Source organism: Pseudomonas massiliensis, from assembly GCF_000826105.1.
GTDB classification, from domain to species: Bacteria; Pseudomonadota; Gammaproteobacteria; order Pseudomonadales; family Pseudomonadaceae; genus Aquipseudomonas; species Aquipseudomonas massiliensis.
This window is the reverse complement of sequence record NZ_CCYK01000006.1, coordinates 889,012-905,714: the sequence shown is the minus strand read 5'-3', so window position 1 is coordinate 905,714 and position 16,703 is coordinate 889,012. Positions and strand designations below refer to the sequence as shown.

Annotated in this window: 12 protein-coding genes; 10 read left to right on the top strand and 2 right to left on the bottom strand. The window is 61.5% G+C overall.

What is annotated here, in order from left to right; all coding sequences use genetic code 11:
- The first annotated feature begins 6 nt into the window (after positions 1-6).
- The 3 genes from BN1188_RS10160 to BN1188_RS10150 are packed head-to-tail and all read left to right on the top strand — an operon-like array spanning position 7 to position 3,206.
- Entirely contained in the window at positions 7-2,151 is a 2,145-nt protein-coding gene (locus tag BN1188_RS10160; protein WP_052469247.1) for an FUSC family protein, read from the top strand.
- Positions 2,141-2,341, top strand: coding sequence for a DUF1656 domain-containing protein (locus BN1188_RS10155; RefSeq protein WP_040261271.1), 201 nt, complete (start codon positions 2,141-2,143; stop codon positions 2,339-2,341). Before BN1188_RS10160 ends, BN1188_RS10155 begins: the two co-directional genes overlap by 11 nt.
- Before the next feature lie 10 nt (positions 2,342-2,351).
- Positions 2,352-3,206 carry an efflux RND transporter periplasmic adaptor subunit gene (locus BN1188_RS10150; protein WP_040261270.1) on the top strand — a complete coding sequence of 285 codons (855 nt, stop codon included), beginning with the start codon at positions 2,352-2,354 and terminating at the stop codon, positions 3,204-3,206.
- Between the two features lie 67 nt (positions 3,207-3,273).
- Here the strand turns inward: BN1188_RS10150 and BN1188_RS10145 are convergent, their stop codons facing one another.
- Together BN1188_RS10145 and BN1188_RS10140 are read right to left on the bottom strand one after the other, a co-directional pair.
- Complete coding sequence (locus BN1188_RS10145; protein WP_040261269.1) at positions 3,274-4,668, bottom strand: PhoH family protein; 1,395 nt, start codon at positions 4,666-4,668, stop codon at positions 3,274-3,276.
- Between the two features lie 304 nt (positions 4,669-4,972).
- The gene (locus BN1188_RS10140; protein ID WP_040261468.1) at positions 4,973-6,100 is read right to left on the bottom strand and encodes a polysaccharide deacetylase family protein; all 1,128 of its coding nucleotides are present in this window, start codon (positions 6,098-6,100) and stop codon (positions 4,973-4,975) included.
- A gap of 280 nt (positions 6,101-6,380) precedes the next feature.
- Here BN1188_RS10140 and yaaA point away from each other — a divergent pair, with 280 nt between their 5' ends.
- The 7 genes from yaaA to algG all read left to right on the top strand — a co-directional run bounded on the left by yaaA (position 6,381) and on the right by algG (position 16,698).
- The gene (yaaA, locus tag BN1188_RS10135; protein WP_040261268.1) at positions 6,381-7,151 is read left to right on the top strand and encodes a peroxide stress protein YaaA; all 771 of its coding nucleotides are present in this window, start codon (positions 6,381-6,383) and stop codon (positions 7,149-7,151) included.
- Between the two features lie 826 nt (positions 7,152-7,977).
- Positions 7,978-9,294: a nucleotide sugar dehydrogenase gene (locus BN1188_RS10130; protein WP_040261267.1), complete on the top strand. Its 1,317-nt coding sequence runs from the start codon at positions 7,978-7,980 to the stop codon at positions 9,292-9,294.
- 102 nt (positions 9,295-9,396) lie between these two features.
- Complete coding sequence (alg8, locus tag BN1188_RS10125; protein ID WP_040261266.1) at positions 9,397-10,878, top strand: mannuronan synthase; 1,482 nt, start codon at positions 9,397-9,399, stop codon at positions 10,876-10,878.
- A 34-nt stretch (positions 10,879-10,912) separates the two neighbouring features.
- Positions 10,913-12,076, top strand: a complete 1,164-nt coding sequence (locus tag BN1188_RS10120; RefSeq protein ID WP_040261265.1) for an alginate biosynthesis protein Alg44 — start codon at positions 10,913-10,915, stop codon at positions 12,074-12,076.
- A 15-nt stretch (positions 12,077-12,091) separates the two neighbouring features.
- Positions 12,092-13,561, top strand: coding sequence for an SEL1-like repeat protein (locus tag BN1188_RS10115; RefSeq protein WP_052469229.1), 1,470 nt, complete (start codon positions 12,092-12,094; stop codon positions 13,559-13,561).
- Positions 13,558-15,051: an alginate export family protein gene (locus tag BN1188_RS10110; protein ID WP_040261263.1), complete on the top strand. Its 1,494-nt coding sequence runs from the start codon at positions 13,558-13,560 to the stop codon at positions 15,049-15,051. Before BN1188_RS10115 ends, BN1188_RS10110 begins: the two co-directional genes overlap by 4 nt.
- Before the next feature lie 27 nt (positions 15,052-15,078).
- Positions 15,079-16,698 (top strand): mannuronan 5-epimerase AlgG, encoded by a 1,620-nt coding sequence (algG, locus tag BN1188_RS10105; protein WP_052469228.1) that lies wholly within the window; start codon positions 15,079-15,081, stop codon positions 16,696-16,698.
- The last annotated feature ends 5 nt before the right edge of the window (positions 16,699-16,703 follow it).

Genomic DNA, 16,703 nt, shown 5'->3' with positions numbered 1-16,703 from the left:
CCCTCGATGGCACGATTTCATCGCGCTTGCCTGGCTTGGGCGCGCAGCGATGGGGTGACCTGGGTATTCATCTTCAAGGTGCTGCTGGCCGCTTTCGCAACCCTCTGGTTGGCGATGCGTCTGGAACTCCCACAGCCACGGACCGCCATGGCCACGGTGTTCATCGTGATGCAGCCGCAAAGCGGGCAGGTGTTCGCCAAGAGTTTCTACCGCTTGCTCGGAACGCTGGCCGGCTCGGTGGTAACGCTGGTGCTGATCGCGGTTTTTCCGCAGAACTCGGAAATCTTCCTGCCGTGCCTGGCTGCCTGGGTCGGGCTGTGTTCGGCCGGCGCGATGCGCCAGCGCAATTTCCGCGGCTACGGCTTCGTACTGGCGGGATATACCGCGGCCATGATCGGCTTGCCAGTGCTGGCCCACCCGGAGGGTGCGTTTTTCGCCGCTATCTACCGGGTACTGGAGATTTGCCTGGGGTTGCTGGTGGCTACCGCTGTCAGCGCGGCCGTGCTACCCCAGTCAGCCAGCGCGGCCATGCGCAACGCCCTCTATCAGCGCTTCGGCACCTTCGCCAGCTTCGTCCTGCAAGGCCTGGCCGAGCAGGTAGATGACCAGACCTTCGAGGCGAGCAACGCGCGCTTTCTCGCCGAAGCCGTGGGCCTGGAAGGGCTGCGCAGCGTCACGGCCTTCGAAGACCCGCATATGCGCCGGCGTAGCGGGCGGGTCAGCCGCCTCAATAGCGAGTTCATGGCCCTGACCACACGGTTCAACGCGCTGCGCCAACTGTTGGCCCGTACCGATGCCCGAGGCGCGGTAAGAGCCTACATTTCGCCGGGGCTGGAACGCTTTGCCCAGTGTCTGGCGCCCTTCGCGGGCAGGCCGCTGACCCTGGACGACGCCAACCGCCTGGCCCTGGCGCTGGAAGACTATCGCCAGGCCTTCGCCGAGCAGGTGCGTGAGCAGCGCCGCGCCTTCCTCGCCACCGACCCGGACGACCACGCCTTGCTCGACTTCCACACGGCCTATGAACTGTTGTTCCGCTTCGCCGAGAACCTGCACAACTATGCCTTGACCCACGCTTCGCTGGCGTCCCATCGCCACGAGCGTGAGCGCTGGGACGCTCACTACAGTGCCCACACCTCCTGGCTGGCGTCCTTGGCGTCCGGCTTGCGTGGCGCCCTGGTGGTAGGCGGGCTGGGGGCGTTCTGGATCGCCACCGCCTGGCCCAGCGGGGCTACCATGACCTTGGTGGCCGCGGCCACCGTAGGCCTGTCGGCGGCTACCCCCAATCCGCGGCGAATGGCATTCCAGATGGCGTGCGGCACCTTGCTTGGGGCGTGCACCGGGTTCATCGAGTATTTCTTCGTGTATCCGCGTATCGACGGCTTTGCCTTGCTGTGTCTGGTGCTGGCGCCGGTCTTCGCCTTCGGTGCGTTCCTGGCCTCGCGCCCGGCCTGGGCCGGTTATGGCCTTGGCTTGCTGATCTTTTTCTCCATAGGCTCGGTGCCGGACAACCTGACGCTGTACAACCCCTATGGCTTCATCAATGACTACATCGCCATGGTGCTTGGCATGCTGGTGTGCGCGGCCGCGGGCGCGATCATCCTGCCGCCCAACGCCGGATGGATGCTGCGGCGGTTGGAAGCCGAGCTCCGTTACCTGATGGTATTCGCTGTCAGCGGCGATGCCAGGCGCCTGGCCAGTCGCTTCGAAAGCCGTGCCCGGGATATCGTGCACCATGCCTATGGCCTGGCGGCGGCCCAGCCCAGGGTCCAGCGCGAGCTGATGCGCTGGATGCTGGCAGTGCTGGAGATCGGCCATGGGGTGATCGAGATCCGAGCTGAGCAAGAGGCGCTCTTCGTGCATCCGGCCTATGCCTCGGACCAGCCCTGGCGCCAGGCCATACGGGCCATGGGTCGTGCGTTGATCAGGCTGTTCATCCAGCCGGGGGAGGGCAATCGTGCCCGGGCCCTGGGCGCGGTGGAGCAGGCGATCCAGGCCGTGCGCGACGCCGACGAACCCTTCGCCCGACATTTCGATACTTCGGTGCTGCGTCGGATGCAGAGTTATCTGCATTTCATCCGCAGCGGTTTGCTCGATCCTCGTTCGCCCCTGGCGTTGCCGCCTGATTCCCCTGGACTGATCCATGCCCCGTGAAATCGCCTTCCACGGCGTCTATATGCCCGCCCTGACCTTGTTGCTTCTGGCAGCCATCGCCCTGGCCTGGGTGCTCGACCGCGCTCTTGCCAGCCTGGACCTGTATCGCTGGTTCTGGCACCCAGCGCTGCTGCGGTTGAGTCTGTTCTTTTGCGTTTTCGGCGCCCTGGCGCTGACCGTCTACCGTTGAGAATCATCTCATGAAAAAGCTGTTCAGCCTGCTCGGCACCCTCGTTGTCTTTGGCTTGGCCGTGTTCCTCGGCCGGTTGCTGTGGGTGCATTACATGGAAACCCCCTGGACCCGTGATGGCCGGGTACGCGCGGATATCATCAATGTGGCCGCGGACGTGGCTGGCTATGTGGTGTCGGTACCGGTGAAGGATAACCAGCATGTGCGCAAGGGCGACCTGCTGATCCAGATCGACCCGGCCCATTACCAGTTGGCGGTAGACCAGGCCAGGGCCTTGGTTGCCGCGCGCAAGGCTACCTGGGAAATGCGCAAGCTCAACGCCAGGCGGCGAGCGGACCTGGATGCCATGGTGATTTCCCGGGAAAGCCAGGAAGACGCCGGTAGCCTGGCGGACGCTGCCCAGGCCGCCTATCAGCAGGCTCAGGCCGCGTTGGCCGCGGCGGAACTCAACCTGGCCCGCACCCGGGTGGTGGCGCAGGTGGACGGCTTCGTCACCAACCTGAATGTGCACGCCGGCGATTATGCCAAGGCTGGGGAGGCCCGCATGGCGGTAGTCGATGAGCATTCTTTCTGGGTGTACGGCTTTTTCGAAGAGACCAAGCTGCCCCACGTGCATGTAGGCGACACGGCGCAGATGCAGATGATGAGCGGCGAGATGCTTGGCGGACATGTGGAGAGCATCGCCAGGGGCATCTACGATCGGGACAATCCGGAAAGCCGCGAACTGCTTGCCGACGTGAACCCGACCTTCAACTGGGTACGCCTGGCGCAGCGTGTGCCGGTACGCATTCATCTGGACGAGGTGCCCGAGGGAATGTTGCTCGCCGCCGGCACGACTTGCACGGTGGTGATCAGGGCGCAGTGATGAAGATTCGACCGGGTCGCGCAGGACCCGGTCGCCGCCAAGGCGGACTGCTACCGCTAGGTCGCGGTTAAAGGTGGGATTCGGCGTACTCGGCCAGGATCGACCGGGGCACGCCCTGAAGGGTGATATGAACGCCGTGGGGGAAATCCTTGAAGCGTTCGGTCAGGTAGGTCAGGCCCGAACTGGTGGCCGACAGATACGGCGTGTCGATCTGCGCCAGGTTACCTAGGCATACCACCTTGGAGCCCGCCCCGGCGCGGGTGATGATGGTTTTCATCTGATGGGGAGTCAGGTTCTGACACTCATCGATGAGTATCAGGCTTTGCTGGAAGCTGCGCCCGCGGATGTAGTTCAGGGATTTGAACTGCAAGGGCACCTTGCTCAGGATGTAATCGACGCTGCCATGGGTGTTTTCGTCATCCATGTGCAGGGCTTCGAGGTTATCGGTGATCGCCCCCAGCCAGGGTTCCATTTTCTCGGCTTCGGTGCCCGGCAGGAAGCCGATTTCCTGGTCCAGGCCCTGCACGCTGCGAGTTGCGATGATGCGCCTATAGCGCTTGCTGACCATGGTCTGCTCGATGGCCGCCGCCAGTGCCAGGATGGTCTTGCCCGAACCGGCCGCGCCCGAGAGGTTGACCAGGTGAATGTCCGGGTCCAGCAGGGCGAACAGGGCCAGCGCCTGGTGAATGTCCCTGGGCTTGAGCCCCCAGGCTTCCTGATGCATCAGCGGTTCCTGATGCATGTCCAGGATCATCAGCTCGTCGTTGCGTACCGCCTTGATCCAGCCCACGAAGCCCTGTTCGTCGATGATGAACTCGTTGATATGGGCCGAAGGCAGCACCTCGCTCAGTTGCACCCGGTGCCAGGTACGTCCGTGATCCTGACGGGTATCGACCTTGAGGACCCGCTCCCAGAAGGAGCCAGGCACGGTATGGTAGCCCCGGGACAACAGGGAAACGTCGTCCACCAGTTGGTCGGTACTGTAGTCCTCCGCGGCGATTCCGCAGGCCCGCGCCTTCAGGCGCATGTTGATGTCCTTGGTCACCAGGATGACATCGAGCCCCGGGCGCCGGGCATGCAGGTCGATCAGTTGGTTGATGATGACGTTGTCGTTCAGGTGGTCGGGCAGCGGGCTTTCCAGGGCGCCGCGCTTGTTCATGAGGATGGAAAGATAGCCCTTGGGCTCGCCCTTGCCGCGCTGGATCGGCACGCCTTGCTCCACGTCCTGGGGCGAAGCCTCGCCCAGCACCTTGTCGATCAGCCGTATGGCCTGGCGACATTCGGCGGCAACGGAATGCTTGCCGTCCTTTAGCTTGTCCAGCTCCTCGAGGACGGTCATGGGGATGGCGACGTGGTGTTCCTGGAAGTTGAGCAGCGCGTTGGGGTCGTGGATCAGGACGTTGGTGTCCAGCACATAGAGGATGGGCTGGTGGGCGGAGAAACTGCGTCCTTGTTCATCCATACTCGGTCACCTTTCGTGGGAGCCAGTGGACGCAATACCTGGGCGGTGCTGCGCCTTGAACGGCCGCCGTCACTCCAAGGGGAGGGCTGACAACGACAGGCGGGGTCGGGTAGGGACGCCACCTGTGTCGGCAGGGCTCGGCGGTCTGTTTCTTAGTAACCCAAAACCGGTGACCGAACAAAGCCTTTTGCGTGCCTGCGAAGGTTTATTTTCTGGTAAGACGAATAGCGCTTGGCGAGGGCCGGGCCGCGGGCTACAGTCGAAAGTCTGTTTGGTCCGTGAGGGTGGCGTGAGCCGCGAGGGTTCACGGGAAATCCTTGCAGTCTTCCCAGGCGATTCCGCTCTGGCGCGTGGCTTCCAGCAAGGCGGGGAGCACGCTGCGCACCTTGGGTTGAGCATCGTGGAACTGGATGATCCCCTTGCGCCACAACAGCATCAGGGTCAGCACCCGGTCGCTGGTGTCCTGGGCGGTAAGCTGCGTATTGGTGTCCTGGGCATCGATGTCCCAGAGGATGACGTCCAACTGCTGGCTTTCGAAGAACTCTCCACTGTCAGGCCGGCGCTGTCCATAAGGCGGCCGGAACTGCGGCACATAGGCCTCCGGCAACTGGCTCTGGGCCAGGGCGACGCTATCGAGCACCGATTTCTGCCAGTCCACCCACTGGCTGTGGGAACGGTACTGCCAGCCCTGCACGCCTACGCACTGATCTCGGTAGAGGTCTTCCGGTGCCAGGCTCGCGCTGTTCTGGCGCAACTTCAAGGCGTTGCCGATCACGAAGAAGGTTGCGTTCATCTTCTGCTGGCGCAGGAAGTCGGTAGTCCATTCGGTGTTGCCGCCACTCGGACTTGGACCGCCGTCGAAGCTCAGCAGGAATACCCGATCGGCCAGTTCATCGCCATTGTGCTCGGCCTTCGAGAAAGTCGCCACCTCGCTGCTGATGTCAGGCAGAAGCGCGGCCATGTGCAATCGTTCGTCCAGGTAGGCTCGGCTGAAGGCTCGGCCTGGTTCTGCCCAAGGTGCATAGAAGGAGTCGTCTTCCACCTTGAATTGCCCGGCCTGGGCCTTGAGGTCGTCCAGGTTGTCCACGGCGTAGCAGAAGGACGCATCCTCGGCGCAGCTCTGTTGGGCATGATCGAAGTTTTCCCACAGACGCTCCCAGAGTCGCGCTCGTACGTTATCGATCGCGACCAGGTTGATCTGGCGCAAGCCAAGTCGGTCGGCCAAGGCAGCTTCATCCAGGGCTTCGCTGGCCAACAGTTCCCGAGCAAAGCTCAGGATCTGGGCGCGGGACGCCACATCGAACAGCGTTGGCGTGCTGAGGGCTTCAGGCCACTGGCTACGGTCGAGAGTGGCGATCTCCAAGGGCGCGGCCTGGGCAGGCACGGTACCGGTGAACAGGGCAGTGGCGAGCAGCAGTAAGGGCAAGCGCAACGAAGCGTCCTCCTTGGCGGTATGCGGCATGATAGATACCGTCTTGGCGGCGCGAAGGCAAACCATTCCCGCCAGCGGAGCTGGCGAATGTTCAGCCTACCTACCGCCTTTGGCCAGCTGCCGCTAGCTTCCACCTCATCCCTGACGTCGTTCGTTGGCCTTCCCGGGCCTTATGGTACAGCCAGCCCGAGCTCTTCTCGATCAGCTATATAGGCAAAAGCCAGTTGCTGCTGGGGATGGAACCGGCCAAGCTCCTTTCCTTTTATTCAAGGAGCGTCCGATGCTGTTGGTGATCTCACCGGCCAAGACCCTGGACTACGAAAGCCCGTTGGCCACCACGCGCTTTACCCAACCGGCATTCATCGAGCATTCGAAAGAACTGACCGCCGGCTTGTGCGAACTCTCTCCGGCACAGCTTGGCCAACTGATGGGCATATCCGACAAGCTCGCCGCGCTCAATGCGGCTCGCTTCGGCAGTTGGTCGGCTACCTTCAGCCCGGAAAATGCCCGGCCAGCCATCCTGGCGTTCAAGGGCGATGTCTACACCGGGCTGGCGGCGGAAGATTTCAGCGAAGCCGACTTTGACTATGCTCAACAGCACCTGCGCATGCTGTCTGGCTTGTATGGGTTGCTCCGTCCTCTGGATCTGATGCAGCCCTATCGACTGGAAATGGGCACTGCCTTCGCCAATGCCAGGGGCAAAGACCTCTATGCCTTCTGGGGTAGCCGTATCAGTGAATGGTTGAACGCAGCCCTGGCCGAGCAGGAGGACGACGTACTCATCAATCTGGCGTCTCAGGAATATTTCGGCGCTGTGGACAAGAAGGTCTTGAAAGCCAGGATCATCGATTGCGAATTCCGTGACCTGAAGAATGGCGAGTACAAGATCATCAGCTTTCATGCCAAGAAGGCCAGGGGAATGATGGCTCGTTATGTCATACGCGAGCGTATCGAACGCCCCGAGGCCCTGCAGGCGTTCAGCGAGGCTGGATACCGCTACTCAGCCGAGCGATCGGCTGCCAACCGGCTGGTATTTCTGCGAGATCACTGAACTGTGATCTCGATCACAAGGCTCAGGCGTCCATTTTTGACTCTCTTTTACCGTGCAAGCTGCAATTTGACGAAGTTACGGCGTCAATAGTCAGTCGAAAGTGTTACGGCTCTCCATTGCAGCTGTCTTGGATCTCAAAAAAACCCCAAAAAAGCCAAAAAAAATTTACCTGGTGGCTTTTTGGGGTTTTGCGCATTCAAGTCGTTGATTAATAAGGGATTTTTTATAGTACTGTGGCTGTTGTCAGCGCCTTTTGTGGGAAAAATCTACTCAAAAATCGTATGAGCGGTTCTAGTGCTCCGGAACTTCCCGGGGTATCTGTAGCTCATACGACGCGTACCGAGACTCTGAACGTGTGAGAGATGACGTACAAAGGAGAAGTTGGAGCGGCTGGAGGTAGCGATCCAGGCGTATGACTTGATGGGAACTGTCTGAACAGCCCGAAGGTTGATCTCAGGAGAGCGCGCACCATTACTACCCTCAACGCAAGGCCAGTTTCGAATTTGCGAGGCAAATTCATGCACGCGGCTTAATGCTTGATTCGCAAGTCATAACAACAGTGCGAAGGCAAGTAGCGAAAGAAAGTGAGCCGTTTTGTAATAAAGGCTGGCTACATTCCAGGGCGAACCATTTAGTCACGGTTCAAGGGTGCCCTTGTTGAGTGCACATTCTGGGGCACTCGGACTAATTATGCCTGCATGAGGTGTGTGACAGTCGGAATGACACGTTAGTTGTCACGCATCCGAGTGCCCGAATATTGCTGGTTAATTAACCCCTAGTCGGCTCCTGAGTTGGGTCGACGTGATAAACACATGAGGTGAATGCGATGCGTATCAGCATCTTTGGTTTGGGCTATGTTGGCGCGGTATGTGCGGGTTGCTTGACCAACCGTGGTCATGATGTCATCGGAGTCGACGTTTCGCAGGTCAAGATCGACCTTATCAACCAGGGCAAATCCCCTATCGTCGAGCCCGGCTTGGAAGAGCTGCTGAGCGATGCGCGCAAGAATGGCCGGCTGAGCGGTACCGTCGATTTCAAGGCAGCCGTACGTGACACCCAGATCTCCATGCTGTGCGTCCCTACGCCGAGCAAGAAGAACGGCGACCTCGAGCTGAACTACATCGAAGCCGTGTGCAAGAGCATCGGTGAAGTCCTGAAAGAAAAATCCGAGCGCCACACCGTGGTGGTTCGCAGCACCGTGCTGCCAGGCACCGTGAAGAACGTGGTCATCCCGACCCTGGAGCAGTACTCCGGCAAGAAGGCCGGCGTCGACTTCGGCGTGGCGGTCAACCCGGAATTCCTGCGTGAAAGCACCGCGATCGCTGACTACGACCACCCGCCGATGACCGTTATCGGTGAACTGGACAAGGAGTCCGGTGACCTGCTGGAGTCCCTGTACAGCGAGCTGGACGCCGAGATCATTCGCAAGCCGGTCGAAGTGGCCGAGATGATCAAGTACACCTGCAACGTATGGCACGCCACCAAGGTGACCTTCGCCAACGAGATCGGCAACATCGCCAAGGCTGTCGGCGTCGATGGTCGCGAAGTGATGGAAGTGGTCTGCAAGGACAAGGCCCTGAACCTGTCTGCCTACTACATGCGCCCAGGCTTCGCTTTCGGTGGTTCCTGCCTGCCCAAGGACGTGCGTGCCCTGACCTACCGCGCCAGCGCGCTGGACGTCAAGGCGCCGCTGCTCAACTCGCTGATGGTGAGCAACGAGCAGCAAGTCCAGAACGCCTTCGACGTGATCAGCCGCTACGGCAAGCGCAAGATCGCCCTGCTGGGCCTGAGCTTCAAGGCTGGCACCGACGACCTGCGTGAAAGCCCCCTGGTCGAGCTGGCCGAGCGCCTGATCGGCAAAGGCTTCGAGCTGAGCATCTACGATAAGAACGTAGAGCACGCTCGTATCCTGGGCGCGAACAAGGAATACATCGAATCGAAGATTCCTCACGTTTCCTCGCTGCTCAAGTCGGACTTCAACGAAGTCGTGAACGGCGCAGAAGTGTTGATCCTGGGTAACGGCAGCAAGGACTTCGCGGACCTGGCTCACAACGTACCCGAGGGCAAGCAGGTATTCGACCTGGTCGGCTTCATGAAGCAGGCCACCAAGGCGGATGTCAGCGCAGAAGGTATCTGCTGGTAACAGCTATGACCGCGGCGGGCCTTTGGCCCCCGCGGTTCTTTACGCCTGCCTTAACACTTTCGAACGCCGATCCGGGCGGTCGATGAAGAGACGGATGCGGATATGTCAGGGCTAAAGCACGGCCTGCTCCAGGCTGCTGGATGGCTGTTTTACTTGTGTCTGCTGATGGGCCTGGCGCTCGCGCTGCCCCCATCGCTATTCAATCCTGATTCCAAGGATTTCATTTTCCTGATTGGCGCCGTGGGTATCTGGCGCTACTCGATGGGTGCCATGCACTTCGTGCGCGGCATGCTGTTCCTTTACGTGGTCTACCCGTACCTGCGACGCAAGGTGCAAAAGCTGGGCGCCGACGCGGACCCGTCCCACGTCTTCCTGATGGTCACCAGCTTCCGTATCGACGCCAGCACCACGGCCGCCGTATACCAGTCGGTGATCCGCGAAGCGATCGACAGTGGTTACCCCACCACCATAGTCGCATCGCTGGTGGAAATGTCGGACGAAATGCTGATGAAGTCCCTTTGGGCCAAGATGAACCCGCCGGAGCGGGTGAGCCTGGACTTCGTGCGCATCGCCGGTACCGGCAAGCGCGACGGCCTGGCCTATGGCTTCCGCGCGATTTCCCGCCACATGCCGGACGAGAACGCGGTAGTCGCCGTGATCGACGGCGACACCGTGCTCAACGAGGGCGTGGTGCGCAAGACCGTGCCTTGGTTCGCCCTCTGGCCGAACGTCGGTGGCCTGACCACCAACGAGTTCTGCGAAGTGCGCGGCAGCTACATCATGAGCGAATGGCACAAGCTGCGCTTCGCCCAGCGCCATATCAACATGTGCTCCATGGCCTTGTCCAAGCGCGTGCTGACCATGACTGGCCGGATGTCCGTCTTCCGCGCCTCCGTGGTCACCGACCCGATGTTCATCGCCGACGTGGAAGCCGACTCGCTCAAGCACTGGCGCCTGGGAACCTTCCGCTTCCTGACCGGTGACGACAAGTCGAGCTGGTTCAGCCTGATGCGCCTGGGTTATGACACCTTCTACGTGCCCGATGCGACCATCAATACCGTGGAGCATCCGCCGGAGAAGAGCTTCGTCAAGGCCAGCCGCAAGCTGATGTACCGCTGGTACGGCAACAACCTGCGCCAGAACTCCCGTGCCCTGGGCCTGGGGATTCGTCGGCTGGGCCTGTTCACCATGGTGGTGCTGTTCGACCAGCGCGTGTCCATGTGGACGTCCTTGCTCGGCCTGACCGCCGCACTGATCGCGACCTTCAAGTACAGCGTGGCCTTCCTGCTCGGTTACCTGCTGTGGATCGGCATTACCCGTCTGATCCTGACCATCCTGTTGTCCCTCAGTGGGCACTCGGTGGGGCCGGCCTACCCGATCATTCTCTATTACAACCAGATCGTCGGCGCGCTGATGAAGATCTACGTGTTCTTCCGCCTCGACCGACAGTCCTGGACCCGGCAGCCCACCACCAACAAACGCGATCTCGCCAGTTTTCAACAATGGTTCAACACCTGGTCGTCTCGGACCATGACCTTCTCGGCGGGCAGCATCTTCGTTGCTTTCCTGTTCGCGATCGTCTGACCAGCCCTCAATGGATTAAGTAGGAAAATTAGCCATGAATACAGCCGTAAACCCCAATGTGGTCCATGAGTCCGAAGCCCAGCGCCAGCATGCCCGGGTTCGCATGCCAGCTAAGATCCGTTTCATCGGCCCGAATCGTGAAACCCAGGAAGCCAAGGTCGAAGACCTGTCGGCCGGTGGTTTCTCCTTCATGCCCAAGAAGCCCCTGGTAGAAGGCGAGCTGTACCGCGGCCGCCTGATGTTCGTGGTCGACAACCTGGGCCTGGGCATGGACGTCGAGTTCCAGGCCCGCTCCATCGAAGGCAACGGTCGCGTCGGCGCCCAGTTCCAGAACCTGGACCAGGCCGACATCTCCACCTTGCGTCACCTGATCACTTCGCACCTGTCCGGCGAGCTGGTCACCATGGGCGATGTGCTCGGTACCCTGCAGCGTGACAACTTCACTAAGGCGCGCAAGCGCAAGGCCGCCTCCAACGACATGTCGTTCTTCGGCCGCCTGCGGGCAGTGACCTTCAGCCTGGGCATCTTCCTGATCGGCCTGGTCGCCTTCGGCTATATCTTCAAGTCCGTGTACAACCTGTACTTCGTGACCCACGCTGAGTCCGGCATCGTTGCCGCTCCGGGCATGAACATCACCATGCCTCGCGACGGCACCGTGTCCAGCCTGGTCGGCGCCAACGGCGTTGCGCCAAAAGGCTCGCCGCTGGCCACCTTCAGCACCAGCATGCTGGACGTGCTCAAGGGTCACCTGGAAGAGCAGGACCTGACTCCTCAGAAAGTCACCGAACTGTTCGGCAAGCAAATGACCGGTACCCTGACCTCGCCTTGCGATTGCATCGTGGCTCAGCAGCTGGTCCCCAATGGCCAGTACGCCAGCAAAGGCGATGTGATCTTCAACCTGGTGCCACGTAACGCCACCGCGAACGTCGAAGCCCGTTACACCTACCGCCAGATCGACGACGTTCGCCCAGGCACCAAGGTGGACTTCCGCGTAGCCGGCGACGACCAACTGCGCTCCGGCCAGATCGTCAACGCTACCGCCCTGAAGGTAGACGACCTGTCTACCGACATGCGTGTGACCATCAAGCCTGATCAGCCTCTGGACGTGAAATTCGCTGGCCGCCCTGTCGATGTATCGAGCACCCACGGTCCTTCCCTGGACTGGCTGATCGACAAAGCCATGGCCCACGGTTTCTAAGTGAGCGCCAGGAGAATGAGCGTGGCTGACACCTTACGACACTTGCACCGGCCGGCCCTCCTAGGCCTGGCCGTTGCCCTGGGCCTTGCCGGCTGCGCCGGGCTGCCGGACCAGCGCCTGGCCAACGAAGCCATGAAAAGTGGCAACGTGGCCCTGGCGCAACAGAATTACCAGCAATTGGCGGACCTGGGTTACGCCGATGCCCAGGTCGGCCTGGCCGACATTTGGGTAGAAAGCGGTGATCCCGCGCAATTGGCCAAGGCAGAGGCGACCTACCGGGCAGCCGCTGCGACTTCCCCCCGCGCCGCGGCGCGCCTGGGCAAGTTGCTGGCAGCCAAGCCCAACAGCACCGAAGCCGAGCGCCACGAAGCCGAGGGCCTGCTCAAGCAATCCTTCGCCAGTGGCGAGGGCGGTACCCTGATGGCGTTGGCCTTGCTGTACATCCAGTATCCGCAGAGCTTCCCTGGGGTAAATGCCCAGCAGAAGATCAACGAGTGGAAAGCGGCGGGCTACCCTGAAGCCGGCCTGGCCCAGATCATTCTCTATCGCGTGCAGAACACCTACGACCAGAACCTGGCCGAGGTTGAGCGCATCTGCAAGGCGGCGCTGGACACCAACGACGTCTGCTACGTCGAGCTGGCCACCGTCTACCAGAAGCAGAACCGCACTGAAGATCAGGCGGCACTGGTCAAGCGCCTGCAGGACGCCTTCGCCGCTGGCAAGGTCATCCCGGCGCGAGTAGACGCCGTGGCCCGGGTGATCGCCAACCGCGAGCTGGGCACTCCGGATCCGAAAACGGCTCAGGCCCTGCTGGAAAGCGCCACGGGCACCTACCCGGGCGCCTGGATCAGCCTGGCCCAGTTGCAATACGACAACCCAGACCTGGGCGATACCGACCAGTTGCTGGGCTACATCGAGAAGGGCCACGACGCCGACCCGAGCCGCGCCGAGTTGCTGCTGGGCAAGATCTACTACGAAGGCAAGGTGGTGCTGCCGGATGCCGCCAAGGCCGAGGAGCACCTGAAGAAGGCCACCCCGGACCAGGTCAGCGCCTACTACTACCTGGGCCAGATTTACCGCCGTGGCTACCTGGGCATGGTCGAGCCGCAGAAGGCCGTCGACAACCTGCTCATCGCTGCCCGGCGCGGCCAGAACAGCGCGGACTTCGCCCTGGCGCAGTTGTATTTCAACGGCCGTGGCACCGTGCCGAACCCTGCCAATGCATACGTGTTCAGCCAACTGGCCAAGACCCAGGCGCTGGCTACTCCGCAGCCGCGTCAGGAAGTCCTGGACCTGGCTAAAACCGTCGAAGAACAACTACCGCCGCAGCTCAAGCCTCAGGCTCAGCGCCTGTTGCAGCAGGAAGTCGCCTCGCGCGGCGTGGCCCCGGCCCCTGGCATCACCTCCATGGTGCCGCAGGACGATGTCGCGCCAGAGAAGGACGACCCGCAACAGATAGCCGTCGGTGAAGGTGAAGATCTATGATCCTGAATAAATGGACCCTGGCCGGCATTGGCCTGGGCTTTGCGACACTTTGGTCGTGCCCGACCCTGGCGGCCCTGACCGCCACCGATAACTTCGGCCTGGAAGTGAAGATCACCGGCCAGTCCGAAGACGACCGTGACCTGGGCACTCGCTCCGGCGGCGACGTCACCGGTATCGGTATCGACCTGCGTCCCTGGGCTTATGGCCAGTGGGGCAACTGGAGCGCCTATTTCATGGGCCAGGCCGTGGCCGCGTCGGACACCATCCAGACCGACCCTCTGCTGCAGCCGGACGACAACGTCTCCGGATCGAGCAACAGCCGCTACTACAGCAAGGACCGCGAAGCCGACGACAGCTATCTGGCCCTGCGCGAGTTCTGGGTTGGCTACAACCGTCTGCTCACGCCTTACCCTGGCGAGCAGGTCAAGTTCGGCCGTCAGCGCCTGCGCCAGGACGACGGTCAATGGCACGACAACTATATCGAGTCCCTGACCTGGAACCTGGACACCACCCTGCTCAAGGCAGACGTGGGCGTGGGCCAGCGCTTCAGCGACTACCGTACCGACTACTCGCGCCTGTCGCCCAACGACAAGGACCGCACCCATGTCTGGGGCGATGTTTCCTACCAGTGGGCGCCAAGCCAGTGGGTAGGCCTGCGTGCTCACCACGTGCATGACGACGGTGAACTGGCCAATGCTGGCGAGGAAATCGACGACCTGGACAAGACCAGCAACGGCAACCTGACCTGGGTTGGCCTGGAAGCGACCAGCGATGCCTACAACCATCGCAACACCAACCAGCTCAACTACTGGGGTAGCCTGACCTGGCTGACCGGCAACCGGGATACCTTCAACCGTACCGACACCGACGGCATCGTTACCGCCGGGGATACCTACGGCGAGCATGTCAGCGGCTGGGCCACCGACCTGGGTGTGCGCTGGCGCCTGGACCCGCAATGGCAAGTAGGCGCCGCCTACGCCCGGGCCAGCAAGGAATACGAGCAGAACGGCCTGCAGAGCAACCGCTCCAGCTGGACCGGTACCCGCTCGCGCATCAGCCGTTTCGGCGAAGCCTTCCAGGCTGAACTGGCCAACGTGCAGACCGCCTCGGTGTTCGCTTCCTGGGAAATGCAGGAAGACTACGATGCCAGCCTGATCTACCACCGTTTCTGGCGGGTAGACGGTGACTCGGCCATTGGTGGCAGCAACATCAACGCCGCCTACGAATCTACCGACGCTACCTCCGGTGACATTTCGCTGTCCACCTTGCCGCTCAACGACGGCGAGAAGGACCTGGGCCAGGAAGTCGATCTGGTTGTAACCAAGTACTTCAAGCAGGGCCTGCTGCCGGCCAGCCTGAGTCAATCCTTCGATGAGCCTTCCGCGCTGGTTCGCCTGCGTGCCGGTGTGTTCAAGCCGGGCGACGCCTATGCCGGCAGCGTGGACAACTATATGCACCGGGCCATCGTCGACGTGATCTGGCGTTTCTGATCGGTACCGCCAAGGGAGTGCAATGAGATGAAGCATCCACATAGCAAGGTGCGGCCGCAGGTGCGCAAGCGCGCCTGGCCCGTTGCGCTGCTGGCCGCAGCCCTGCTGGTCGCCGGCGGCACCGCCCTGGCCAACACCGCGCCGGCGACCCAGGCCGCCGCGGCCAAGCCCGGTACCACCAAGGAGCTGCAGGTCGCCAAGACCTACAGCGTCGCCTCCGCGCCCACCGAGCCGTTGAACCTGGCGGCGCCCAAGCTGCCCGACCTCAGCGGCTACACCGCTGCCGCCGCGCATGCCAAGGTGGACCGCAGCAAGAAGGGCAAGGTGGCCATGCGTCGCATGATGCAGGAACTGCCGCTCAAGGCCTTCATCGGCGGCGACAACAAGATGATGGCCTGGGTCGGGAAGCAGCGCGGCATCCCGCAGGCGATCTTCATCGACGGCGGCTATGTCAACTTCGCTGACCTTGGCAAGACCGTGCCCAAACAGTACCTGCGCGAGACCTCGCCTGGCGTATGGCTGGCGCGCGTGCCTATCGTGGTGTCCCATGGCGCCACCCTGGAAATCGACGGCCGCGTGAAAGACCTGCGGTTGTCCCAGGACGGCGGCTCGTTCATCGTCAACGACGGCAAGCTGTTCACCTTCGATACCAAGGTGACTGGCTGGAGCGAGGCGAAGAACGACCAGGCATGGTTCAAGACACCCAACGAGTTCCGCCCGTTCCTGGTGAGCTGGGGTGGCACCGAGACTTACATCGTCAACACCGAAATGAAGAGCTTCGGTTACAACGAAAGTAAGTCCTACGGTGTGAGTATTTCCCAGTACACGCCGAGCATGAAGGCGCAGATGAATCGTACCGAGCCTACCGGCTGGATCATCGGCTCCACCTTCTCGGACATGTGGTACGGCTACTACTGCTATGAAACCCAGGGTTTCGTGGTCAAGAGCAGCACCTACCATGACAACATCGTCTACGGCATCGACCCGCACGACCGTTCCCACGGCCTGATCATCGCGGACAATACCGTCTACGGGACCAAGAAAAAGCACGGGATCATCATTTCCCGTGAGGTGAACGACAGCTTCATCATCAACAACCGCAGCTACGACAACCACCTCTCGGGCGTGGTACTGGACCGTAACAGCGTGGGCAACCTGGTGGCCTACAACGAGATCTACCAGAACCACACCGACGGCATCACCTTGTACGAGAGCGGCGACAACCTGCTGTGGGGCAACAAGCTGGTAGCCAACAAGCGGCACGGTATCCGTGTGCGCAACAGCACCAATATCCGTCTCTACGAGAACGTGGCGATGGCCAACGGCCTGACCGGCGTCTACGGCCACATCAAGGACCTGAGCGATACCGACCGTGACGTGCGCCTGGACCCCTTCGACGCTGAAGTGTCGATGATCGTGGTCGGTGGCGAGCTGTCCGGCAACGGGACCAACCCGCTGGCCATCGACTCGCCCTTGAGTATCGAACTGTATCGCGTGGCAATGCTGGCACCCGCCAAGCAGGGCGGCATCAGCTTCACCGGGATCCTGGGTGAACACCAGACCGAGATCCTGGATCTGCTGGTACGCCAACAGAAAGCAGTGCTGATCGACCCCGTCGAAAAACAGACAGACATGGCGCAGGATTAAGGAAC